This is a genomic window from Streptomyces sp. NPDC044984 (assembly GCF_040646935.1).
GTDB lineage: Bacteria > Actinomycetota > Actinomycetes > Streptomycetales > Streptomycetaceae > Streptomyces.
In genome coordinates, this window is record NZ_JBEZBE010000019.1 from 140,085 (window position 1) to 162,277 (window position 22,193).

Sequence of the window (22,193 nt, forward strand, 5' to 3'; positions counted from 1 at the left end):
CCTCCGTGCGTTTATCGTGCTTGACGGACAGGTGACAACCCGCCGTAATGACCTCAAGTACCGAAACGTCCGCAGGAGGACCTTGTGAAGCAGGGCACGCAGGGCTCCGCAGCGACGGGGGACGCGGTGACCGGCCCGGCCGCCACGGGCCGGTTCCGGGTGCCCGCGCAGCCGGCGGGGCCGGACGCCGACCGGGAGCGCGACCGGCGCGACCGGCCGGGCTGTGCCGACGGCGGTGGCGTGCGCGGTGAGCACACGCACGGCGAGCCCGCTCTCCCCCGGCCCGCCGTCCAGCGGTCCTCCGTGCGCGGACAGGTCCTCGACGCCCTGCGCACCGCGCTGGTGACGGGTGACCTGCGGCCCGGCGAGGTGTACTCCGCGCCCGTGCTGGCGGAGCGGTTCGGTGTCTCCGCCACGCCCGTGCGGGAGGCCATGCAGCAGCTCACGCTGGAGGGCGCGGTGGAGGTCGTGCCCAACCGGGGGTTCCGGGTCGTCGAGCGGGGCGCGCGGGAACTGGCCGAGCTCGCCGAGATCCGGGCGCTGATCGAGGTTCCGGTGATGATGCGGCTGGCGCGGACGGTGCCCGCCGAGCGGTGGGCCGAGCTGCGGCCGCTCGCGGAGGCCACGGTCCGGGCGGCGTCGGCCGGGTGCCGGGCCACGTACGCGGAGGCCGATCGGGTCTTCCACCGGGCGGTGCTCGCGCTCGCGGGCAACGAGCAGCTGGTCCGTATCGCCGAGGACCTTCACCGGCGGGCGCAGTGGCCGCTGGTGGGGGGTGCCCCCGGCGGGCGCGGGCGGGCGGAGCTGGTGGCCGACGCCCATGAGCACACGGCGCTGCTGGACGCGTTGATCGCGGGCGATGTGGATGTGGTGCGGTCGCTGGTGGGGGAGCACTTCAACGGGACGGTGTGAGGGTGCCGGGTTTTTCGCCCCGCCGCCCCTTCCCGTCCCGTCCCCGGGTGCTGCGCCCCCGGACCCCGCTTCGGCCCTGAACGGGCCTCGTCCTCGAACGCCGGACGGGCTGGCCTCCAGCCCCTCCGGCGTTCGAGGAGCGGGGTCCGGGGCGGAGCCCCGGGACGGGAAGGGGCGGCGGGGCGGCATCCCTACGCCATCGCGGCCCCCGGCGGCGCCAGCTGGCGGGCGAGCCACGTAGGAACGCCGCCCAGGAGGCGGAGGAGGCGGCGGGCCTCCTCGCGGAGGCGGGAGGCCTCCGGTTCGGTCTCCGTGTCGGCCAGGGAGACCAGGGCCGGGGCCGTGCCAACGAGGTAGCCCAACTCCTCGCGGATGCGCAGGGATTCGGCGAAGCCGTGCCGGGCCTCCGCCAACTCGCCGTCGCGCAGGGCGAGTCCGGCCAGGTGGCGCCAGGTGGCCGAGAGCAGCAGCGGGTCGGCGTGCGCGGTGGCGCCCGCGTGGGCGCGCCGGTACGCGGCCCGCGCCGCCTGCGGCGACCGGGTGAGGTTCTCGGCGATCAGTCCGCGCCGGAAGTCCAGCAGGGCCCGCCCCGCCGCGCCCGGGGCGATCAGCGCCGCCGCCCGGCCGAGCGCGGCCCGCGCCTCGTCGGCACGGTCGCGGACCTGGAACAGCGTGGCGGCGTAGGCCAGGTACCCGCGTTCACAAGCGGCGGCCCCCCGCTCGTCGTCGCTGTGCGCCGACGCCTCGGCCGTGCGCAGCGCGTCCTCGGCCTCCTCCCACCCCGCCTCGGTGTACAGGCACCGCTCCACCAGCAGCGACGCCCGCTGCAGCGCCGCGTCCGGGCCGGCCGGTTCGAGCAGGGCGGCGGCGTCGGCCCAGCAGGCGCGGGAGCGCAGCCGCCACACCGCCGTCTGGAGGGGATCGTCATCGGCGGTCGTTCCGTCACCGGACATGGCGGTATGCGCCACGTTGCCCTCCCCGAGCACGCCATCGAGCTGTTGAGTGGTGGCCGCATCTCAGCACGAACCACCCGGCCCGGCCAAGAGGGTGGGTGAAGGATTTCACAAAGTCCTGGATCGCGGACGCGCATCGCGCGCCCGAATCGCGCGCCCGCGTCCGGACGGGTTCAGTTCATCCGCAGCGCGAGGAAGAAGTCCAGCTTGTCCTCCAGCCGGGACAGGTCACGGCCCGTCAGCTGCTCGATGCGGCCGACGCGGTAGCGCAGCGTGTTGACGTGCAGGTGGAGACGGGACGCGCAGCGGGTCCAGGAGCCGTCGCAGTCGAGGAACGCCTCCAGGGTGGGGATCAGCTCGGCGCGGTGCCGGCGGTCGTAGTCCCGCAGCGGGTCGAGCAGCCGGGCCGTGAAGGCGCGCCGTACGTCGTCGGGGACGAAGGGGAGCAGCAGGACGTGCGAGGCGAGCTCCTGGTGGCCGGCCGCGCAGACCCGGCCCTGACGGGCCGCGGCCACGCGCCGGGCGTGCCGTGCCTCCTCCAGCGCCCCGCGCAGCCCCTCCGCCGAGTGCACGGCGGCGGAGACGCCGAGGGTGAGCCGGCCGTCGCCGTCGAGCCCGGCCGTGAGCGGGTCGCGCACGGACGCGAGGAGCGCGTCGGCGAGGATGCCGGTGCCGGGACCGTCGTGCTCGCCGGTCACCGCGGGCAGCGGTACGAGGGCGACCGCCTCGTCGCCGGTGTGGGCCACCGCGATGCGGTCGGAGTGCTCGGGTCCCGTGGACCCAGGGTCGACCAGGATCTCCTCCAGCAGCGCCCGGGCCACCGGCCCGCCGTCGACCTCCCCGCCGTCCCAGTCGACGCGGGCCACCACGACCTGCCAGTGCGGCGCGGCCCCGAGCCCGGGCAGCAGCACCGGCGCGGCCACCCGCAGCCGTGCCGCGATCTCGGCGGGTGCGGCGCCCGTCTGCACCAGCTCCAGCACCTCCTGCGCGAGCCTGCGCCGCACCGTGCGCGCCGCGTCCCTGCGGTCCCGTTCGACGGCGATCAGCTGGGTGACGCCGTGCAGCAGGTCCAGCCGCTCCTCGGCCCAGTCCCCGGCGTCCGCCTCGACCGCCAGCACCCAGTCCGACAGCACCGTCTCGCGCACGTCGTGCGGCGCGGGCGCGGAACGCCCGCTGCCGCGCACCGGGAAGAGGCTGTACGTCGTCTGGCCCTGCGTGACCCGGTGCGGGCCGCGCCGGCCGGTGCGGGAGGCCGCCAGCTGCTCCGCGGCCAGCCGCGCGCACACGCCGGCGGGCAGTGACGGACCCGCCGCCCTCGACCCCGCGATCAGCCGGCCCGTGGGCGAGAGCACCCACGCCCGCAGGTCCAGGTCCGAGCCCAGCAGGTCGAGCACGACCTCCGGGCCGCCGCCCGCCGGACCGGAGGTCATCATCCGCCGGTGCCGGTCCACCACGGCCGCCAGGTCACCGGCGCGCTCGCCGGAGACCTGCCGCACGACGTGCTCGGTGATGGTCGCGAAGGCCACCGACTCGTGCACCGCGAACAACGGCAGCCGGTGCCGCGCGCAGGCCACGACCAGGTCGTCCGGCACGTCGCCCAGCTCCGCCGTACCGGCCGCGACGGCGGCCACCCCGGCCTGCGCCAGGATCCGTACGAACGGCTCGGAGTCCGCCGCGTCCCGGCGCCAGGCCAGGCCCGTGAGCACCAGTTCCCCGCCGGAGAGGTAGCGGCTGGGGTCTCTCAGGTCGGTGGTCATCACCCCGCGCACCCCGCGCTCCAGCTCGTCCTCGCCACCGAGCAGCCTCAGGCCCAGCGCGTCGGTGTCCAGCAGTGCGCGCAGCCGCATTCTCGTCTCCGTCGTTTCTTGTCTCGATACCTGCGATGGACCGTGGAGGGATCTTCCGGAGAGGGCCCGTCGGGTGGCTGATCAGCGGTGTCGGCCGTGTCCTGGACCGTGGCCCCTGTTTCCGGAGGAAGGTGGGGAGGCTACAGAGGACCTCCGTTCATACGAATCTACAAGATGCCCTCGCTGGCCAGCCAACTCCTTCATGGTTTCCGTGACTGACCCCCGTGGACGGCACGGCGGTGTACTGGCCGCACTCCGAGTGAACCGCACAGGGACGAGCCGGGCCCGCCGCACACGGATTGGCTCGATCCGTACGCCCCACGAGACGAAGAAGAGAGCCGGTCATGGACTTCCTTCGCCCCGCCAGCTGGGAGGAGGCGCTCGCCGCGAAGGCCGAGCACCCCGCCGCTGTGCCGATCGCGGGCGGCACCGACGTGATGGTCGAGATCAACTTCGACCACCGCCGGCCCGAGTACCTCATGGACCTGAACCGCGTCGGCGACCTGTACGAGTGGGAGGTCGGCGAGGACAGCGTACGGCTCGGTGCCTCCGTCCCGTACGCGCGGATCATGGAGCACCTGCGCGCCGAGCTGCCGGGCCTCGCCCTCGCCTCCCACACGGTCGCCTCCCCGCAGATCCGCAACCGCGGCGGCGTCGGCGGCAACCTCGGCACCGCCTCACCGGCCGGCGACGCCCACCCGGCGCTGCTCGCCGCCGGAGCCGAGGTCGAGGCCGAGTCGGTGCGCGGCTCGCGGCGCATCCCCATCGACGCGTTCTACACGGGAGTGAAGCGCAACGCGCTGGCGCCCGACGAGCTGATCCGCGCCGTCCACATCAAGAAGGCCGAAGGACCGCAGCAGTACTCCAAGGTCGGCACCCGCAACGCCATGGTCATCGCCGTGTGCGCCTTCGGGCTCGCCCTGCACCCCGGGACGCGGACGGTGCGCACGGGCATCGGCTCGGCCGCCCCGACGCCCGTCCGGGCGCGGGCCGCCGAGGAGTTCCTGAACGCGGCGCTGGAGGAGGGCGGCTTCTGGGACAACGGGAAGGTCATCACCCCGTCCGTCGCGAAGCGGTTCGCCGACCTGTGCGCCGCCTCCTGCAACCCGATCGACGACGTGCGCGGCACCGCGGGCTACCGCCGGCACGCGGTCGGTGTCATGGCCCGCCGCACCCTGACCTGGACCTGGGAGTCGTACCGCGGCACCCGCCGCACCACGGAGGGAGCCGCGTAATGCGCATCGACTTCACCGTCAACGGACGCCCCCAGGAGGCCGACGACGTCTGGGAGGGCGAGTCCCTGCTGTACGTGCTGCGCGAGCGGCTGGGCCTGCCGGGTTCCAAGAACGCCTGCGAGCAGGGCGAGTGCGGATCGTGCACCGTACGGCTCGACGGCGTGCCCGTGTGCTCCTGTCTCGTCGCCGCCGGTCAGGTCCAGGGCCGCGAGGTCGTCACCGTGGAGGGCCTGGCGGACTTCGCCAGGCAGCGCGCCCGCGGCACCGGCGCCCGCGGCACCTCACTGGACGAGGCCCAGGGGTGGCAGGCCCGGGGCACCGACTCGCAGACCGGCGAGGGCACCGAACTCTCCCCGGTCCAGCAGGCGTTCATCGACGCCGGCGCCGTCCAGTGCGGCTTCTGCACCCCGGGTCTGCTGGTCGCCGCCGACGAGATGCTGGAGCGCAACCCCGATCCGACCGACGCGGACATCCGCGAGGCCCTGTCGGGCAACCTGTGCCGCTGCACCGGCTACGAGAAGATCATGGACGCGGTCCGCCTGGCCGCCGCCCGCCGGTCCGAGGGGGTCTGAGCATGCCGACGAACGGGATTCCCACCACGATCACGCAGGGCTCGGGCACCAGGGGCGGCATCGGCGAGTCCACCCTCCGCCCGGACGGCACCCTCAAGGTCACCGGCGAGTTCGCGTACTCCTCCGACATGTGGCACGAGGACATGTTGTGGGGCCACATCCTGCGCTCCACCGTTGCCCACGCCGAGATCGTGTCGATCGACACCAGTGAGGCCCTCGCCACCCCCGGCGTGTACGCCGTGCTGACGTACGACGACCTGCCGACCGACGTGAGGAACTACGGCCTGGAGATCCAGGACACCCCCGTCCTCGCCCACGGCAAGGTCCGCCACCACGGCGAACCGGTCGCGACCGTCGCCGCCGACCACCCGGAGACCGCCCGCCGCGCCGCCGCGAAGATCAAGGTCGAGTACCGCGACCTCCCCGTCATCACCGACGAGGCCTCCGCCCTCGCCCCCGACGCGGTCCTCGTCCACGAGAACCGCGACGACCACCACAGCGGTCACGTCCCGCACCCCAACATCGTCCACCGCCAGCCCATCGTGCGCGGCGACGTGGCCGCGGCCCGGCGCCGCGCGGACGTGATCGTCGAGGGCGAGTACACCTTCGGCATGCAGGACCAGGCCTTCCTCGGCCCCGAGTCCGGCCTCGCGGTCCCCGAGGAGGACGGCGGCGTCCACCTCTACATCGCCACCCAGTGGCTCCACTCCGACCTGCGCCAGATCGCGCCCGTGCTCGGCCTGCCCGAGGACAAGGTGCGGATGACGCTGGCCGGCGTCGGCGGCGCCTTCGGCGGACGCGAGGACCTGTCCATGCAGATCCACGCCTGCCTGCTGGCCCTGCGCACCGGCAAACCCGTCAAGATCGTCTACAACCGCTTCGAGTCCTTCTTCGGCCACGTCCACCGCCACCCGGCCAAGCTGCACTACGAGCACGGCGCCACCGCGGACGGCAGGCTGACCCACGTCGCGTGCCGCATCGTCCTCGACGGCGGCGCGTACGCCTCCGCCTCCCCGGCCGTGGTCGGCAACGCCTCCTCGCTCGGCATCGGCCCGTACGTCGTCGACGACGTCGACATCGAGGCCGTCGCCCTCTACACCAACAACCCGCCCTGCGGCGCCATGCGCGGCTTCGGCGCGGTCCAGGCGTGCTTCGCGTACGAGGCGCAGATGGACAAGCTGGCGGCCCGGCTCGGCATGGACCCGGTGGAGCTGAGGCAGCGCAACGCCATGGAGCAGGGCGCCCTCATGCCCACCGGGCAACGTGTCGACTCCCCGGCGCCGGTCGCCGAACTCCTGCGCCGGGTCAAGGCGATGCCCATGCCCCCGGAGCGCCAGTGGGAGTCCAGCGAGGGCGCCGACGTGCGCCAGCTGCCGGGCGGCCTGTCCAACACCACCCACGGCGAGGGCGTCGTCCGCGGGGTCGGCTACGCCGTCGGCATCAAGAACGTCGGCTTCTCCGAGGGCTTCGACGACTACTCCACCGCCCGCGTCCGCATGGAGGTGGCCGGCGGTGAGCCGGTCGCCACCGTGCACACCGCGATGGCGGAGGTCGGCCAGGGCGGCGTCACCGTCCACGCACAGATCGCCCGCACCGAGCTGGGCGTCGCCCGGGTGACCATCCACCCGGCGAACACGCGGGTGGGCTCGGCGGGTTCGACCTCCGCCTCCCGGCAGACGTACGTCACCGGCGGCGCGGTCAAGAACGCCTGCGAGCTGGTCCGGGAGAAGGTGCTGGAACTCGGCCGGCGCAGGTTCGGGTCGTACCACCCGGCCTGGGCGACTGCCGAACTCCTCCTGGAGGGCGGCAAGGTCGTCACCGACGGCGGCGAGGTCCTCGCCGACCTGGTGGACGTCCTCGGCGACGAGGCCGTCGAGGTCGAGGAGGAGTGGCGGCACCGGCCGACCGAGCCCTTCGACCTGCGCACCGGGCAGGGCGACGGCCACGTCCAGTACTCCTTCGCCGCGCACCGCGCCGTCGTCGAGGTCGACACCGAACTCGGCCTGGTGAAGGTCGTCGAGCTGGCCTGTGCGCAGGACGTCGGCAAGGCGCTCAACCCGCTGTCCGTGATCGGCCAGATCCAGGGCGGCACCACCCAGGGCCTGGGCGTCGCGGTCATGGAGGAGATCGTCGTCGACCCGAAGACCGCGAAGGTCCGCAACCCCTCCTTCACGGACTACCTCATCCCCACCATCCTCGACACCCCGACCATCCCCGTCGACGTACTCGAACTCGCCGACGACCACGCCCCGTACGGCCTGCGAGGCGTCGGCGAGGCCCCCACCCTGTCCTCGACCCCGGCGGTCCTGGCGGCGATCCGCGACGCCACGGGCCTGGAACTGAACAGAACCCCGGTCCGCCCGGAACACCTCACCGGGACCGTGTAACCCCCTGCGCCGCTGCGGGCAATCGCGCGGCACAGCGCAACAACCCCGCCGCCGCTGCGGGCAGTCGTGCCGCCGGGGCGGCACGGGTGGGCGCAGCGGCACCCCGACGCCGGGCAGGCGACCCCACCCCACGGTCACCACCACCCCACGGTCACCCCCGGCGCCGTACACCTCGTTCGTCTCGGGCCGTCCCCCGGGTCGTGCACCTCCCCAAATCCCGGCCCTGCCCCGAGCGGCAGCGACCGGGTGCCCCTATGAACCTTGGGAGCAGGCCCACATGACCCAGCAGCCACTCAAGCCGGCGACCACCGCCGGGGACGCGGGCGCGGGAACCCGCGTCCCCGCCGGCCGGTCCTGGCTCGACCGGTACTTCCACATCACCCGCAGAGGATCCACCGTCGCCCGTGAAGTGCGCGGCGGCGTCACCACCTTCATGGCGATGGCGTACATCCTCCTCCTCAACCCCCTGATCCTGTCCGGCCAGGACGCCGCCGGGAACACCCTCGGCCGCACCGCCCTGATCACGGCGACCACCTTCGCCGCCGCCCTCACCACGCTCCTGATGGGCCTCGTCGGCAGGGTGCCGCTCGCCCTCGCCGCCGGCCTCTCCGTCTCCGGAGTGCTCGCCTCGCAGGTCGCGCCCGTGATGACCTGGCCGCAGGCCATGGGCATGTGCGTGATGTACGGCGTGGTCATCATGCTGCTCGTGGTCACCGGCCTGCGCGAGATGATCATGAACGCGATCCCGCTCGCGCTGAAGCACGCGATCACCATGGGCATCGGCCTGTTCGTCGCCCTGATCGGCTTCTACAAGGCCGGCTTCGTGCACCGGGGCGAGGCGACCCCGGTCACCCTCGGCCCGGCGGGCGAACTGGCGGGCTGGCCGGTCCTGTTGTTCGCCGTCACCCTCCTCGCCGTCTTCATGCTCCAGGCGCGCGGCGTCCCCGGCGCCATCCTGATCGGCATCGTCGGCGGCACCGTACTCGCCGTCACGCTCAACGCGTTCGGGGTCGTCGACCCGGAGCAGTGGGCGAGCGGCGCCCCCGAACTGCACGGCGGTGCGGTCTCGATGCCCGACTTCTCGGCCTTCGGGGCCGTCGAGTTCGGCGGCTGGGGCGAGGCCGGCGCGATGACGGTCGGCGTGATCGTGTTCACGCTCGTCCTCGCCGGCTTCTTCGACGCGATGGCGACGATCATCGGCGTCGGCACCGAGGCGAGGCTCGCCGACGACAAGGGCCGGATGCCGGGCCTGTCCAGGGCGCTGTTCATCGACGGCGCCGGCGGTGCGATCGGCGGTGTGTCCGGGGCGTCCGGCCAGACGGTGTTTGTCGAGTCGGCGACCGGCGTCGGCGAGGGGGCCCGCACCGGCCTGTCCTCCGTCGTCACCGGGCTCTTCTTCGCCGCCTGCCTGTTCTTCACCCCGCTGACGGCGATCGTGCCGGGCGAGGTCGCCGCCGCCGCGCTGGTGGTGATCGGCGCGATGATGATGACGAACGCGCGCCATGTCGACTGGGCCGACCGCGCCACCGCGATCCCGGTGTTCCTGACCGTGGTGATCATGCCGTTCACGTACTCGATCACCGCGGGTGTGGCCGCAGGGGTCATCTCCTACACCGCCGTCAGGACCGCCCAGGGCAAGGCGCGGGAGATCGGCGCCTTCATGTGGGGCCTGACGCTGGTCTTCGTCGTTTATTTCGCCCTCACCCCGATCGAGAGCTGGCTGGGCGTGCGCTAGCCGCCGTTCACGGGCACCTGTCACGCAACCGCAGTCGAGGAGACCGAGACATGCTGGACATCGCCGAGGAGCTGGACCGGTGGGCCGGGCAGGGCCGTGACTTCGCGGTGGCCACCGTGGTGGCGGTCGGCGGCAGCGCGCCCCGCCGGCCCGGAGCCGCGCTCGCGGTGGACGCCGACGGCACGGCGATCGGCTCGGTCTCCGGCGGTTGCGTGGAGGGCGCGGTGTACGCGCTGTGCGAGCAGGCGCTGAGGGACGGCGACACCGTCCTGGAGCGCTTCGGCTACAGCGACGAGGACGCCTTCGCCGTAGGGCTGACCTGCGGCGGGACCATCGACATCCTGGTCACACCGGTACGGGCGGCGGATCCCGCCCGCCCGGCGCTCGCGTCCGCGCTCGCCGCCGCCGCGCGGGGGGAGGCGGTGGCGGTGGCGCGGATCGTGAGCGGACCGGCGGAGCTGACGGGCCGCGCGCTGACGGTCCGCCCGGATGGTTCGTACGAGGGCGGCTTCGGCGACCGTCCGGAGCTGGACCGCACGGTCGCCGCCGAGGCGGGCGCCTTCCTGGACGCCGGCCGCACCGGCACCCTGGAGATCGGGGAGGAGGGCTCGCGTTGCGGAGCACCGCTCACGCTGCTGGTCGAGTCCTCGGTCCCCCCGCCCCGGATGATCGTCTTCGGTGCGATCGACTTCGCGTCGGCACTGGTCCGGGTGGGCAAGTTCCTCGGCCACCACGTCACGGTGTGCGACGCGCGGCCCGTCTTCGCCACGCAGGCCCGCTTCCCCGAGGCCGACGAGATCGTCGTCGAGTGGCCGCACGAGTACCTGGAGCGCACGCCGGTCGACGCGCGCACGGTGCTGTGCGTCCTGACCCACGACGCGAAGTTCGACGTACCGCTGCTGCGGCTGGCGCTGCGGCTGCCGGTGGCGTACGTCGGCGCCATGGGCTCCCGCCGCACCCACCTGGACCGCGACGCCCGGCTGCGCGAGGTCGGCGTGACCGAACCGGAGCTGGCCCGCCTGCGGTCACCGATCGGCCTGGACCTGGGCGCCCGCACACCGGAGGAGACGGCGCTGTCCATCGCGGCGGAGATCGTCGCGAGCCGGCGCGGCGGCAGCGGCGTGCCCCTCACCGGGGCCCACACCCCGATCCACCACGACAGCGCGTCCGGGCCGGTGGTCCGGTCCGGGTCGGTGGCCTGAGCGCCCCGGAGCCGTCACGCCTGCCGCAGCAGCCGGTTCACCGCCCGCCCGAACAGCCGGCGGCCCGCCCCCGCCAGTACCGCGTCGCAGAAGGAGGGCAGGAAGCGGACCCGGACGTCCTCCCGCCAGATCACCCGCGCCCGGCCGCCCGGCCCCGGCCGTACCTCGATCTCCGCCCAGCCGGTGACGACGCGGCCGCGTTTCTCCAGACGGCAGTACCCCGGTGAGCCGTCCTCCGGGGGCTGCCACACCGTCACGTCCATCGGGTCGTCGAAGGAGAGCGGGCCGAGGCCCGTGCGGGCGACGACCCTCGTGCCCTCGCCGACGGGCGGGGGAGTGGTCACCGTCATCCGGGTCAGCGGGACCGCCTCGCCGTGGCGGGACCACGTCGTGAGTCGGCGCCAGGCCTCGTCGAGGGGGAGGGGCGCCGTGCGCTGGAGCTGGAAGGTGGCCACGGGGGAATCCTAGGAAATCCCCCCGGCCCGTCGGCACGTCCGGGTAAGGGTCACCCGCCCGGCCCAGTCCCCGGTGGCACCGGCCCGCGCGCGCCCGGCGGCAGCACGCGGTGACGACGCTCACCGTGTTCCGAGGTCGTAGGAGGTGCCGTCGGCGACGGCCCGGAGTTTGTCCGGGTTGGCCACGTTGTGGAGGGCGGTGATGCGACCGTCGGCGTCGAAGTCGAAGGTGACGGTGGCGATCACGCGTTCCGGCCCGCTGAACACGATGCCCGGCCCCCCGTTGATCCCGACGAGCTCGGCCTTCATGTCGGCGGGCTCGACGCCCTGGTAGGTGACGGTGCCGATGGCCGCGAACCAGGAGGCCACCGTGGCCGCGCCCACCACCGGGCGCAGGGCCTGGCGGACCTTGCCGCCGCCGTCGGTCCACAGGGTGACGTCCGGGGAGAGCAGTTCCATCAGGGCGTTGACGTCCCCGCCGGTCGCGGCGGCGAAGAACCGCTCGGTGGCCTCGCGCTGCCGCGACCGGTCGGCGGCGAAGCGCGGCCGCCGGGCCCGCACGTGTTCGCGGGCCCGGTGCGCGGCCTGCCGCACCGCGGCTTCGGAACGCTCCACCGCCTCGGCGATCTCGGCGTGGCTGAAGTCGAAGACCTCCTTCAGCACGAACACCGCGCGCTCCAGCGGGCTGAGCGTCTCCAGCACCACCAGCATGGCCATCGACACCGACTCGGCGTCCGTGACGGCCTCGGAGGCGTCCCCTCCGGTGAGGACGGGCTCCGGCAGCCACGGCCCCACGTAGGTCTCCCGCTTGTGCCGGGCGGAACGCAGCCGTTCCAGCGCCAGGTTCGAGACGATCCGCGTCAGGTACGCCTTGGGATCGGCCACCTGTGAGCGGTCCGCGGCGGACCACTTGATCCAGGCGTCCTGGACCGCGTCCTCGGCGTCGGCGGCGCTGCCGAGGAGGCGGTAGGCCACGGAGAACAACAGCCGCCGGTGCTCGTGGAAGACCTGCTGGTCGGGGTGGGCGGGCAGGTCGGTCACTTGGTCCCCCGGGTCCGGGTGAAGCGGCCCCCGCGGGGCCAGAACGCGCCCGAGGCGGGCATCTTCTTCATGCGGCCGTACGTCGGCCAGGGCGAGGCGGTCACCGTCTCCTTGTACCGGACGGCCGTGCGGCCGGTCAGGCAGAACCGGCGCGGGCTGTCGTCGGGCCGAGTGAACTGCACCACGGCGTCGCCGCGTCCCAGGCTCACCGGCGTGTGGTAGTAGCCGAAGCGGAACGGCTTGGGCCGCCTGCCCCTGAGCACCCGGTCGATCGACAGCGCGGCGTGCACCCCGGTCGGCATGCCGCCCTGGCAGGTGCCGTGCATGACGCCGTACCCCTGGCGGATCGCGGCCGCGTCGCCGATCGCGTACACCTCGGGGTGGGACACCGACCGCAGCGCGGCGTCGGTGACGACGCGTCCGCGCTCGTCCACGGTCAGCCCGGCGGCGGCCGCCAGCGGCGACACCCGCGTGCCGCCCGTCCACAGGACCGCGTCGGCGGCGACGCTCTCCCCGCCCGCCAGTTCCACCGCGTCGGGCAGCACCTTCACCACCTCGACGCCGGAGCGCACCTGGACGCCCAACCGGTCGAGCGCGGCGTGCAGATACGCCTTGGCCTTCGGGTTCATGGCCGCGCCGGGCTCCTGCCCGCCCAGCAGCACGACGTTCAGCTCCGGGTGCCGCTCGGCGATCTCCGCGGCCGACTCGACGCCGGTCAGCCCGCTGCCCGCGACCACCACCGTGCCGCTGCCGAGCCGTGCCAGCCGGTCGGCCAGCAGCTCGGCGTCCTGGACGCTGCTCAGGGTGTACGCGTGGTCCTCGGCCCCCGGCACCGCCGAGGTGTCGGCGACGCCGCCCAGCCCGTACACCAGCGTGTCGTAGGGCAGCACCCGGTCGTCGTCGATCCGCACGGTCCTCGCGTCCGCGTCCACCGCCGTCACCCAGCCGCGCACGAACCGTGCGCCCGTGCCCTCCAGCAGCTCCGGGACGCTCAGCCCGGCGAGCCGCTGCCCGGTCGCCGTCATGTGCAGCCGCATGCGCTCGGTGAACCGCTCGTGCGCGTTCACCACGGTCACCCGCACCCCTTCGCGCCGCTTCACCCGGGCCGCGAGCTGCACGGCTGCGGCCATGCCCGCGTACCCGGCCCCCAGGATCACCACGCGGTGCGCGGTCGCCGTGCCGGTCTCCTGTCGTGCGCTCATGGTTCCGTCCTCCTCGGTTCGCTTGTCGACGCCCACCAGATGGGAGCGGGCGGCCCGGACGTGACACGGGGCGGATGTGATGCGCGACACAGGTCGAATCGGGGGTCCGCCGGAAGGCGGCGAAGGGGTCCGCGAAGCCGTCACGACCCGGCGGGCGCGACGACCGCCGGCCCCCTCGGGGCCCTCGGGGCAGAGGCCGGCAGGGATTTCCGGTCGAGCGGCGGGGAACTTCGCGACGCCCGCACCGGTGAGGTGGCGCTCGACCGCCGCGGTGGACGACGACGGCGGGGCGGACGGAAGCACCACCCGGGCGCGTGGCACGCGCGACGTGCTCCCGCTCCCGGGTCCGGTCCCCGGTCCGATCGTCACGCCGCCCCCACGCCGTCGCCGCCTCCACCGGGGAGTGCTGGTTCACCGAACGGGGGGCCAACCGCGTCGGCCGCGTCACCGGCAGCGGCGAGATCGCCGAGTACGGCCTGCCGTCACCGTCGTCCGAGCCGCACGGAATCACCCTGGGGTCCGACGGCGCTCCGTGGGTGGCCCTCGGGACGGGAGGGGCCGCGAGGGTGGAACCGTAGCCCCGGGACGCGAAGTCCGGCGCACCGCTGCCGCGGCTGCCGAAGGCGGCCACGGGGGAAGCCCGGGGCACGCGCTCCGCCCGTCGGCACGTCCGGGTACGGGTCGCCCGCCCGGCCCGGTCCCCGGTGGCGCCGGTGCTACCGGTAGACCTCCCCCGGCTCCGCCTTCCCCGGCGCCAGCAGCTGGGGGACCGTCACGAACACGTAGCCCCGCTTCTTCAGTTCGGCGATGATGCCGGGGACGGCCGGGACCGTGCCGTCGTAGAGGTCGTGGAGCAGGATGATGCCGTCGCGCGAGGCCTTGGCGAGGACGCGGCGGGTGATGAGGTCGGAGTCGGTGGTCGTGTAGTCCTTCGCGGTCACGCTCCACAGCACCTCCGACAGGCCCAGCTCGCGGCTGATGCCGTGCACGGTGTCGTCGGTGCGGCCCTGCGGCGGGCGCATGAGGGTGGGACGGCGGCCGGTGAGGCGTTCTATCTCCTCGTCGGTGCGTTCGAGCTCCTCGCGTATCTCGTCCGGCTCCAGCTCCGTCAGGCGGCGGTGGGTCCAGGTGTGGTTGGCCACCTCGTGCCCCTCGTCGGCCATCCGCCGGACCAGTTCCGGGTACCGCTCGATGTGCCGCCTGCCCAGCAGGAAGAAGGTCGCCGGGACCTGCTCCTTCTTCAGGATGTCCAGCAGCCGCGCGGAGTGCTCGCTCGGACCCGCGTCGAACGTGAGCGCGATGCACTTGGCCCTGCGGCAGTCGACGGTGCCGAAGCGGGCCTGGACGTCGGTGGCGCGGACGGTGCTGGGGGCGGTCGTCTCCAGTCGCGTGCAGCCGCTCAGGGCCAGCGTCAGGACCGTGGCCGCGGCCATGACCGTCGCCGCCCGGAACGAGGTCCCCGTTTTCTTCGTCTTCTTGGTCGGAGAAGGCATGGGCGGACTGTACCTATCGTCTATACACGGTATGTATAGTCCGTTTTGCGTGCCCGCGTTCGGGTGGTTCTCGCCGTGTGAGGGGCGTCACGTGCCGGGCGGTCGCTCCCTGGACCGATGCGGAAAGTGCCCGGTCCGCGCACATGGGGCAAGCTGTGTCCAAGTGTTTGATACGACCGCGAATGCGGCACCCGCGTCCCGGTAGCAGCCCCACGCCTCAGAGGGACGGAGCACAGCCCCGATGCGCATCCTCGGTACCAGGGCCCGGAAGAGGGCGTCCGGATGACGTCGTACGCCGTCGTGATCCCCACCCTGCTGCGGGACACCCTCGCCGACTGCCTCGCCGCGCTGGCCGCGGCGCGCGGGCCGCGCCCCGACGAGATCGTCCTCGTCGACGACCGGCCCGACCCCGATCCCGCGCCCGACGCGCTGGCCCACGCGCTGACCGTCCTCGGTGACCTGCGGACACGCACCACCACCGTCGCCACCGGCGGCGGCCGGGGGCCCGCCGCCGCACGCAACACCGGACTGCGGGCCGTCACCGCGCCCTGGGTCGCCTTCCTCGACGACGACGTCCAGGTGGGGCCGCACTGGTGCGCACAGCTCGTGCACGACCTGACGGAGGCGACCCCCGACACCGCCGGCGTCCAGGGCGTCATCACCGTGCCGCTGCCCGACGGGCGCCGCCCCACCGACTGGGAACGCGGCACCGCCGGACTCGCCCGGGCCCGCTGGATCACCGCCGACATGGCCTACCGCACCGAGGCCCTCCGGCAGGTCGGCGGCTTCGACGAACGCTTCCCCCGCGCCTTCCGCGAGGACGCCGACCTCGCGCTGCGCCTGCTCGACGCCGGCTGGCGCATCCGCAAGGGCCGCCGCACCACGCTGCACCCGGTGCGCCCCGCCTCCCGCTGGGCGTCGGTGACGCAGCAGCGCGGCAACGCCGACGACGCCCTGATGCGGCACCTGCACGGCCCCGACTGGTGGGACAAGGCGGTCGCGCCGCGCGGCCGGATCCGCCGGCACGCCGCGATCACCGCCGCCGGTGCCGCCGCCTGCGCCCTCGCCGCCGCCGGGCACCGCCGGGCGGCCACCGCCTGCGCGCTCGGCTGGGCCGCCGGGACCGCCGAGTTCGCCCGCGCCCGCATCGTGCCCGGGCCGCGCACCCGCGACGAGGTGACGACCATGCTGGCCACCAGCGTCGTCATCCCGCCCGCCGCCACCTGGCACCGGCTGGCCGGGGCCTGGCGCCACCGCAACGCCCCGGCCTGGCAGGAGGTGGTCCGATGAGCCCGGTGAGAGCGGTGCTGTTCGACCGCGACGGCACGCTGGTCCACGACGTCCCCTACAACGCCGACCCCGACCTGGTACGGCCCGTCGACGGCGCCCGCGAGGCGCTCGACGCGCTCCGCGCCCGCGGCATCCGCACCGGCGTCGTCACCAACCAGTCCGGCATCGCGCGCGGACTGCTCACCGAGGCCGACGCCCGCCGCGTCAACCGGCGCGTCGACGAACTCCTCGGCCCCTTCGACGTCTGGGCCGTGTGCCCGCACGGCCCCGACGACGGCTGCCCCTGCCGCAAACCCCGGCCGGGCATGATCCTCCGGGCCGCCGGCCGCATCCGCACGGACCCGGCCGACTGCGTCGTCGTCGGTGACATCGGCGCCGACGTGGAGGCCGCGCGACGCGCCGGCGCCCACGCCATCCTCGTCCCCACGCCGCAGACCCGCCCCGAGGAGACCTCCGCCGCTCCCCACCTGGCCCCGGACCTGCCGGCTGCGGTGCGCCTGCTCCTCACCGACCCACCCTGGGACCGGCCGGCCGCGGACGCCCGCGGGGCCGGGCGCCCGCCGCGGGGGAGGTCCGTGTGAAAGCCCTCGTCACCCGGCTCGACAGCTTCGGCGACGTGCTGCTCGCCGGGCCCGCCGTGCGGGCCGTCGCCGCCCGGGCCGGCACCGTGACCCTGCTGTGCGGGCCGCACGGGGCCCCCGCCGCGCGGCTGCTGCCCGGGGTGGACGAGGTGCTCGTCTGGGACTCGCCGTGGACCGGGTTCCAGCCGCCCGAGGTCAGCCGGGCGGAGATCGACGCCGTCGTCGACGCGGTCCGCGCCGCCGGCGCCGACAGCGCGCTGATCCTCACCTCCTTCCACCAGTCCCCGCTGCCCACCGCCCTCATCCTGCGCCTGGCCGGCGTCCGCTTCATCGCCGCCGACAGCGAGGACCACCCCGGCTCCCTCCTCGACGTGCGCCACCACCGCGCCCCCCACGCCCACGAGGCGGAGGCCGCGCTCGACCTCGCCGAGGCCGCCGGTTTCCCCCGGGCCGACGACGGCCGGCTGCGGGTGCTCCCGCCGCCCGCGACCGGCGCGCTGACCGGCTTCGGGGACGGGGAGTACGTCGTCGTCCACCCGGGCGCCAGCGTGCCCGCCCGCGCCTGGAGCCCCGACCGCTGCGCGCAGGCGGTGCGCGAACTCACCGCCGCCGGACGCCGGGTGGTCGTCACCGGCGGTGCGGGGGAGCGGGACCTGACCGCGTACGTCGCGGGCGACCGGGCCGTCGACCTCGGCGGCCGCACCGGAGCCGCCGAACTCGCCGGCGTGCTCGCCGGGGCCGCCTGCGCGGTCACCGGCAACACCGGTCCCGCCCATCTCGCCGCCGCCGTCGGCACCCCGGTGGTGTCCCTGTTCGCGCCGGTCGTCCCCGCCGAGCGCTGGCGGCCGTACGGGGTGCCGTACGTGCTGCTCGGCGACCAGGACGCGCCGTGCGCCGGGACCCGCGCCCGGCGCTGCCCCGTACCCGGGCATCCCTGCCTGGACACCGTGACCGCGCTCGACGTCGTCGCCGCCGTCGACAAGCTCGTGGAGGTGACATGAGGATCCTGCTGTGGCACGTGCACGGGTCGTGGACCACGGCCTTCGTGCAGGGCCCGCACACCTGCCTCGTCCCCGTCACTCCGGACCGCGGCCCCGACGGGCTGGGCCGCGCCCGCACCTTCGACTGGCCCGACTCGGTCGTCGAGGTGCCCCCGGAACGCCTGCGCGAGGAGCACGTCGACGTCGTGATCCTGCAACGGCCGCACGAACTCGCCCTGGTCGACCGGTGGCTGGGCCGCCGCCCGCCGCTGGTCTACCTCGAGCACAACGCCCCGCACGGCGACGTGCCCGACACCCGCCACCCCGCCGCGGACATCCCCGGCGTCACCCTCGTCCACGTCACCCACTTCAACCGCCTGATGTGGGACGCCGGGAGCACGGGGACCACCGTCATCGAGCACGGCATCGTCGACCCCGGACCGCGGTGGACCGGTGAACTCCCGCACGCCGCCGTCGTCGTCAACGAGCCGGTGCGGCGCGGCCGCACCACCGGCACCGACCTGCTGCCGGCCTTCGCCGACGCCGCGCCCCTCGACGTCTTCGGCATGAGGACCGACGGGCTCGCCGGCCACCTCGGCCTGCCCGCCGACCGCTGCCGCTCGTACGAGCTGACCCAGGCGGACCTGCACGCGGCGCTGGCCCGCCGCCGGGTCTACGTCCACCCCGTGCGCTGGACCTCCCTCGGCCTGTCCCTGCTGGAGGCGATGCACCTGGGCATGCCCGTCGTCGCCCTCGCCACCACCGAGGTCACCGAGGCGGTACCGCCCGACGCCGGTGCGGTGTCCAACCGGATCGACGTACTGACCGACGCCGTACGGGACTTCGTCGCCGACCCGCGGCACGCCCGCCGCGCCGGTGAGCGCGCCCGCGCGGCGGCGCTCGCCCGTTACGGGCTGTCCCGCTTCCTGGACGACTGGGAGCGGCTGCTCAAGGAGGTGACCCGATGAGGACCGCCGTGGTGTCCGGGCACGCGGGCCCGCTCGCCGTGCCCGGCGGCGCCGACGCCGCCGGCCGGAACGTGTACGTGGCGCGGCCCGGCGAGGAGCCGGCCCGGCGCGGCCCCCGTGCCGTCCGTGGGACGCGGCGCCACCGCCCGGCCGCCGGGGCGCGGCCCGGTCACGGCCGGGCCGGGTGAAGGACGGGTGACCACGGCCGCGGAGCACGGGCCGGTGCCGGGGCGCGGATCCGGGCCGGCACCCGGAGGTGCCGACGCGGCGCCGGCCCCGTCCGCACGACGGGAGGCCGCCGGTCCACGGCCACGGCTCCTGGTGCTGCGCGCCCTCGGGCTCGGTGACCTGCTCGCCGGGGTTCCCGCGCTGCGGGCGCTGCGGCGCGGGTTCCCCGGGCACGAACTCGTGCTGGCGGCGCCCGCCTGGCTCGCGCCGGTCGCCGGGGCCACGGGAGCGGTCGACCGGGTGCTGCCCGCCTCCGCGCCCGGACGGGCCGTACCCCGCGCCCTCGACTGGACCGGACCGCCCCCGGACGTCGCCGTGGACCTGCACGGCAACGGGCCGCCCAGCCACCGCCTGCTGCAGGACCTGCGCCCCCTGCGACTGCTCGCGTTCGCGCACCCCGGGACACCGGAGATCGAGGGCCCGCCCTGGTACGCGGACGAACACGAACGGGACCGCTGGTGCCGGCTGCTCCGCTGGTACGGCCTCGACGCCGACCCCACCGACCTGCTGCTGCCCCGGCCGGCCGTCGCGTCCCCCGCCCCCGGCGCCGTCGTCCTGCACCCCGGCGCGGGAGCGCCCGCGCGCCGCTGGCCCGTGGAGCGGTACGCGACCGTCGCGGGGGTCCTGCGCGAGCGCGGGCTGCGGGTGGTGGTCACCGGGGGAGCGGACGAGGACGACCTGGTGGCGCGGCTCGCCAAGGAGGCCCGGCTGCCCGACACCGACGTCCTCGCCGGCGGCCTGCCCTTCGGCCGGCTCTCCGCGCTCGTCGCCGGCGCCCGCGCCGTCGTCAGCGGCGACACCGGCATCGCCCACCTGGCGGTCGCCCACGCCACCGCGACGGTCACCCTCTTCGGCCCGGTCCCGCCCACCCGGTGGGGTCCGCCCGCGCACCCCCGCCACATCCCCCTGTGGCACGGTCCGGAGGGCGACCCCCACGGCCGCCACCCCGACCCGGCCCTCCTGCGGATCACCCCCGACGAGGTCCTGCACGCCCTCGGCCGGCTCCCCGGCGGCCGCCTCCAGGGAAGGGCGATCACCCCATGACCGTCCCGCCCACGGGCCACCGCCGACGGCCCGGCCGCGCGCTGCCGGGACCCGTCCCGGCGGCCGCGGGGCGGCCGGCCGGCGGTCGTCTTCCGGGAGGGGGCCGCGCGAGGGCCGCCCCGCCCGCGGACCGGGGGCGGGTGCGGCCGGGGACCGCCCCCGGTGCGCGGCCGGCCAGCGCAAGGGAGTACACGTCATGACCCATCGCCCGCGTCTCGGCGTCGTCATCGCCACCCGCGACCGCCGCGAGCGGCTCGCCGTCACCCTCCGGCAGCTGCGCTCCCTGCCCGAGCGGCCCGAGATCCTCGTCGCCGACAACGCCTCCACCGACGGCACCCGCGCCATGATCACCCGGGACTTCCCCGGGGTGCGGGTGCTGGCGCTGCCCGTCAACCACGGCGCGCTCGCCCGCAACCACGGGGCCCGCGCCCTCGACACCCCGTACGTGGCGTTCAGCGACGACGACTCCTGGTGGGCGCCCGGTGCCCTCGACCGGGCGGCCGAGCTGTTCGACGCCCATCCCCGGCTCGGCCTGCTCGCCGCCCGCACCCTCGTCGGCCCGGCCGCGGACCCCGACCCGCTCAACGACGTCCTCGCCGGCTCCCCCCTCGGCCCGGCCACCGATCTGCCCGGCACCCAGGTGCTCGGCTTCCTCGCCTGCGGTGCCGTCGTCCGCCGGTACGCCCATCTCGACGCGGGCGGCTTCCACCGGCTGCTGTTCTTCGGCGGCGAGGAGACCCTGCTCGCCTACGACCTGGCCGCGCGCGGCTGGGGCGTCACCCACTGCCCCGACGTCGTCGCCCACCACCACCCGGCCCCCGCGGCCCGCCCCGGCCGCCCGGCGCTCCAGCGCCGCAACGCGGTCCTGACCGCCTGGCTGCGCCGCCCCGTCCCGTACGCCCTCGCCCGCACCGGAGCCCTCGCGGCCGAGGCGCGCGGCGACGACCAGGCCCGGCGCGCCCTGCGGGAGACCCTCACCCGCCTCCCGGCGGCCCTGCGCGAGCGCAGGCCGCTGCCCCCGCACGTGGAACGGGCCGCCCGCCTGCTGGAGCCGGAGAGGACGCCCGCATGACCGACCCCCGCACGACCGTCGTCGTCATCACCCACAACCGGCGCCCCGAACTGCTGCGCACCCTCGGCGAACTCGCCGCCCTCCCCGAGCGACCCCCCGTGATCGTCACCGACAACGGCTCCACCGACGGCACCGCGGAAGCCGTCGCCCGCCACCACCCGGACGTCCGCCTGCTGCGCCCCGGCCGCAACCTCGGCGCCGTCGGCCGCAACCTCGCCGTACGGGACGTCCGCACGCCGTACGTCGCCTTCTGCGACGACGACTCCTGGTGGTCGCCCGGCTCCCTCGCCGGCGCCGCCGACCTGCTCGACCGGCACCCCGCGCTCGGCTCGGTCACGGCGCGGATCATCGTCGAACCGGACGGCACCGACGACCCGATCGTCCGCGAACTGCGCGAATCGCCCCTCCCCGGCCCGCCCTGGCTGCCCGGTCCCGCCCTCGGCTCCTTCCTGGCCGCCGCGACCGTCCTGCGCGCTGACGCGTTCCGCACCGCCGGCGGCTTCCACCCGCGCCTCTGGCTCGGCGGCGAGGAGGAGCTGCTGGCCGCCGACCTGGCGGCCGACGGCTGGTGGCTCACCTACGCCGATCACCTGACGGTCCACCACCAGGCGTCGGCCGCGCGGGACGCCACCCTGCGCCGGGTGCACGGCATCCGCAACACCCTGTGGTTCACCTGGCTGCGCCGCCCGGCCCGTCCCGCCCTGCGCCGCACCCTGTACCTGGCCCGCACCGTCCCCCGCGACACCGCCTCCCTGCGCGCCTTCGCCGAGGCCGCCGCGGCCCTGCCCTGGGTCCTGCGCGAACGCCGGGTCCTCCCCCACGAGGTCGAGTCCCGCCTGCGCCTCCTGGAACCCGCCCAGCGCGCCTCCAGGGCCCGCCGCTACATCGGCTGAGCCCGCGCGCAGGGGGTCCGCCTCGACCTCGGCGGGGGAGAGGTTGCCCAGGGCCTCCAGCACATCGGTGTTGCGCATCGCGGGCTCGGCCCGGTCGTCGACC

The 22,193-nt window shown here is 75.2% G+C and carries 20 protein-coding genes and 1 pseudogene; 15 read left to right on the forward strand and 6 right to left on the reverse strand.

Features of this window, described 5'->3' with window-relative positions; genetic code table 11:
* The first annotated feature begins 84 nt into the window (after positions 1 to 84).
* Entirely contained in the window at positions 85 to 912 is an 828-nt protein-coding gene (locus AB0A94_RS21785) for a GntR family transcriptional regulator (protein WP_361746623.1), read from the forward strand.
* 191 nt (positions 913 to 1,103) lie between these two features.
* On the opposite strand, the gene AB0A94_RS21790 is transcribed toward AB0A94_RS21785, so the two are convergent.
* Both AB0A94_RS21790 and AB0A94_RS21795 read right to left on the reverse strand, forming a co-directional pair.
* Entirely contained in the window at positions 1,104 to 1,880 is a 777-nt protein-coding gene (locus AB0A94_RS21790; RefSeq protein ID WP_361746626.1) for a hypothetical protein, read from the reverse strand.
* A gap of 158 nt (positions 1,881 to 2,038) precedes the next feature.
* Positions 2,039 to 3,712 (reverse strand): PucR family transcriptional regulator ligand-binding domain-containing protein, encoded by a 1,674-nt coding sequence (locus AB0A94_RS21795; protein ID WP_361746628.1) that lies wholly within the window; start codon positions 3,710 to 3,712, stop codon positions 2,039 to 2,041.
* A gap of 344 nt (positions 3,713 to 4,056) precedes the next feature.
* Here AB0A94_RS21795 and AB0A94_RS21800 point away from each other — a divergent pair, with 344 nt between their 5' ends.
* The 5 genes from AB0A94_RS21800 (at position 4,057) to AB0A94_RS21820 (ending at position 10,843) form a co-directional block, all read left to right on the forward strand.
* The gene (locus AB0A94_RS21800; protein WP_361746630.1) at positions 4,057 to 4,947 is read left to right on the forward strand and encodes a xanthine dehydrogenase family protein subunit M; all 891 of its coding nucleotides are present in this window, start codon (positions 4,057 to 4,059) and stop codon (positions 4,945 to 4,947) included.
* The gene (locus tag AB0A94_RS21805) at positions 4,947 to 5,519 is read left to right on the forward strand and encodes a (2Fe-2S)-binding protein (protein WP_361746632.1); all 573 of its coding nucleotides are present in this window, start codon (positions 4,947 to 4,949) and stop codon (positions 5,517 to 5,519) included. The genes AB0A94_RS21800 and AB0A94_RS21805 overlap by 1 nt, the downstream gene beginning before the upstream one ends.
* Before the next feature lie 2 nt (positions 5,520 to 5,521).
* On the forward strand, positions 5,522 to 7,906 hold the full coding sequence (locus tag AB0A94_RS21810) for a molybdopterin cofactor-binding domain-containing protein (protein WP_361746634.1): 2,385 nt from the start codon (positions 5,522 to 5,524) through the stop codon (positions 7,904 to 7,906).
* Between the two features lie 277 nt (positions 7,907 to 8,183).
* Positions 8,184 to 9,641 (forward strand): NCS2 family permease, encoded by a 1,458-nt coding sequence (locus tag AB0A94_RS21815; protein WP_361746636.1) that lies wholly within the window; start codon positions 8,184 to 8,186, stop codon positions 9,639 to 9,641.
* Positions 9,642 to 9,691: 50 nt separating this feature from the next.
* On the forward strand, positions 9,692 to 10,843 hold the full coding sequence (locus AB0A94_RS21820; protein ID WP_361746638.1) for an XdhC/CoxI family protein: 1,152 nt from the start codon (positions 9,692 to 9,694) through the stop codon (positions 10,841 to 10,843).
* Positions 10,844 to 10,857: 14 nt separating this feature from the next.
* On the opposite strand, the gene AB0A94_RS21825 is transcribed toward AB0A94_RS21820, so the two are convergent.
* The 3 genes from AB0A94_RS21825 to AB0A94_RS21835 all read right to left on the reverse strand — a co-directional run bounded on the left by AB0A94_RS21825 (position 10,858) and on the right by AB0A94_RS21835 (position 13,541).
* Complete coding sequence (locus AB0A94_RS21825; RefSeq protein ID WP_361746640.1) at positions 10,858 to 11,298, reverse strand: SRPBCC family protein; 441 nt, start codon at positions 11,296 to 11,298, stop codon at positions 10,858 to 10,860.
* A gap of 120 nt (positions 11,299 to 11,418) precedes the next feature.
* A complete protein-coding gene (locus AB0A94_RS21830) occupies positions 11,419 to 12,339 on the reverse strand; it encodes an RNA polymerase sigma-70 factor (RefSeq protein WP_361746642.1) in 921 nt (306 codons plus the stop codon).
* The gene (locus AB0A94_RS21835; protein ID WP_361746644.1) at positions 12,336 to 13,541 is read right to left on the reverse strand and encodes an FAD-dependent oxidoreductase; all 1,206 of its coding nucleotides are present in this window, start codon (positions 13,539 to 13,541) and stop codon (positions 12,336 to 12,338) included. The genes AB0A94_RS21830 and AB0A94_RS21835 overlap by 4 nt, the downstream gene beginning before the upstream one ends.
* Before the next feature lie 371 nt (positions 13,542 to 13,912).
* Between AB0A94_RS21835 and AB0A94_RS21840 the strand changes: the two are divergent.
* Positions 13,913 to 14,119: pseudogene (locus tag AB0A94_RS21840) on the forward strand (virginiamycin B lyase); the annotation flags it as partial.
* 138 nt (positions 14,120 to 14,257) lie between these two features.
* Here AB0A94_RS21840 and AB0A94_RS21845 read toward each other — a convergent pair.
* Positions 14,258 to 15,034 carry a polysaccharide deacetylase family protein gene (locus tag AB0A94_RS21845; RefSeq protein WP_361746646.1) on the reverse strand — a complete coding sequence of 259 codons (777 nt, stop codon included), beginning with the start codon at positions 15,032 to 15,034 and terminating at the stop codon, positions 14,258 to 14,260.
* Between the two features lie 282 nt (positions 15,035 to 15,316).
* Here AB0A94_RS21845 and AB0A94_RS21850 point away from each other — a divergent pair, with 282 nt between their 5' ends.
* From AB0A94_RS21850 to AB0A94_RS21885, 8 genes are all read left to right on the forward strand, one after another.
* Positions 15,317 to 16,324, forward strand: a complete 1,008-nt coding sequence (locus tag AB0A94_RS21850) for a glycosyltransferase (RefSeq protein ID WP_361746648.1) — start codon at positions 15,317 to 15,319, stop codon at positions 16,322 to 16,324.
* Positions 16,321 to 16,905, forward strand: coding sequence for an HAD family hydrolase (locus tag AB0A94_RS21855; RefSeq protein ID WP_361746650.1), 585 nt, complete (start codon positions 16,321 to 16,323; stop codon positions 16,903 to 16,905). Before AB0A94_RS21850 ends, AB0A94_RS21855 begins: the two co-directional genes overlap by 4 nt.
* Positions 16,902 to 17,906 (forward strand): glycosyltransferase family 9 protein, encoded by a 1,005-nt coding sequence (locus AB0A94_RS21860; RefSeq protein WP_361746652.1) that lies wholly within the window; start codon positions 16,902 to 16,904, stop codon positions 17,904 to 17,906. Before AB0A94_RS21855 ends, AB0A94_RS21860 begins: the two co-directional genes overlap by 4 nt.
* Positions 17,903 to 18,853, forward strand: a complete 951-nt coding sequence (locus tag AB0A94_RS21865) for a glycosyltransferase (protein ID WP_361746654.1) — start codon at positions 17,903 to 17,905, stop codon at positions 18,851 to 18,853. The genes AB0A94_RS21860 and AB0A94_RS21865 overlap by 4 nt, the downstream gene beginning before the upstream one ends.
* Positions 18,850 to 19,041: a hypothetical protein gene (locus tag AB0A94_RS21870; protein WP_361746674.1), complete on the forward strand. Its 192-nt coding sequence runs from the start codon at positions 18,850 to 18,852 to the stop codon at positions 19,039 to 19,041. The genes AB0A94_RS21865 and AB0A94_RS21870 overlap by 4 nt, the downstream gene beginning before the upstream one ends.
* Before the next feature lie 130 nt (positions 19,042 to 19,171).
* A complete protein-coding gene (locus AB0A94_RS21875; RefSeq protein ID WP_361746672.1) occupies positions 19,172 to 20,125 on the forward strand; it encodes a glycosyltransferase family 9 protein in 954 nt (317 codons plus the stop codon).
* Between the two features lie 196 nt (positions 20,126 to 20,321).
* A complete protein-coding gene (locus AB0A94_RS21880) occupies positions 20,322 to 21,197 on the forward strand; it encodes a glycosyltransferase (protein WP_361746656.1) in 876 nt (291 codons plus the stop codon).
* Positions 21,194 to 22,090: a glycosyltransferase gene (locus tag AB0A94_RS21885; protein WP_361746658.1), complete on the forward strand. Its 897-nt coding sequence runs from the start codon at positions 21,194 to 21,196 to the stop codon at positions 22,088 to 22,090. Before AB0A94_RS21880 ends, AB0A94_RS21885 begins: the two co-directional genes overlap by 4 nt.
* The last annotated feature ends 103 nt before the right edge of the window (positions 22,091 to 22,193 follow it).

Coding starts and splice junctions, on each gene's coding strand:
- AB0A94_RS21800 (WP_361746630.1), top strand. CDS start 4,057: ATGGACTTCCTTCGCCCCGCCAGCTGGGAGGAGGCGCTCGCCGCGAAG.
- AB0A94_RS21855 (WP_361746650.1), top strand. CDS start 16,321: ATGAGCCCGGTGAGAGCGGTGCTGTTCGACCGCGACGGCACGCTGGTC.
- AB0A94_RS21870 (WP_361746674.1), top strand. CDS start 18,850: ATGAGGACCGCCGTGGTGTCCGGGCACGCGGGCCCGCTCGCCGTGCCC.
- AB0A94_RS21810 (WP_361746634.1), top strand. CDS start 5,522: ATGCCGACGAACGGGATTCCCACCACGATCACGCAGGGCTCGGGCACC.
- AB0A94_RS21835 (WP_361746644.1), bottom strand. CDS start 13,541: ATGAGCGCACGACAGGAGACCGGCACGGCGACCGCGCACCGCGTGGTG.
- AB0A94_RS21805 (WP_361746632.1), top strand. CDS start 4,947: ATGCGCATCGACTTCACCGTCAACGGACGCCCCCAGGAGGCCGACGAC.
- AB0A94_RS21845 (WP_361746646.1), bottom strand. CDS start 15,034: ATGCCTTCTCCGACCAAGAAGACGAAGAAAACGGGGACCTCGTTCCGG.
- AB0A94_RS21880 (WP_361746656.1), top strand. CDS start 20,322: ATGACCCATCGCCCGCGTCTCGGCGTCGTCATCGCCACCCGCGACCGC.
- AB0A94_RS21885 (WP_361746658.1), top strand. CDS start 21,194: ATGACCGACCCCCGCACGACCGTCGTCGTCATCACCCACAACCGGCGC.
- AB0A94_RS21820 (WP_361746638.1), top strand. CDS start 9,692: ATGCTGGACATCGCCGAGGAGCTGGACCGGTGGGCCGGGCAGGGCCGT.
- AB0A94_RS21815 (WP_361746636.1), top strand. CDS start 8,184: ATGACCCAGCAGCCACTCAAGCCGGCGACCACCGCCGGGGACGCGGGC.
- AB0A94_RS21795 (WP_361746628.1), bottom strand. CDS start 3,712: ATGCGGCTGCGCGCACTGCTGGACACCGACGCGCTGGGCCTGAGGCTG.
- AB0A94_RS21865 (WP_361746654.1), top strand. CDS start 17,903: ATGAGGATCCTGCTGTGGCACGTGCACGGGTCGTGGACCACGGCCTTC.
- AB0A94_RS21850 (WP_361746648.1), top strand. CDS start 15,317: ATGACGTCGTACGCCGTCGTGATCCCCACCCTGCTGCGGGACACCCTC.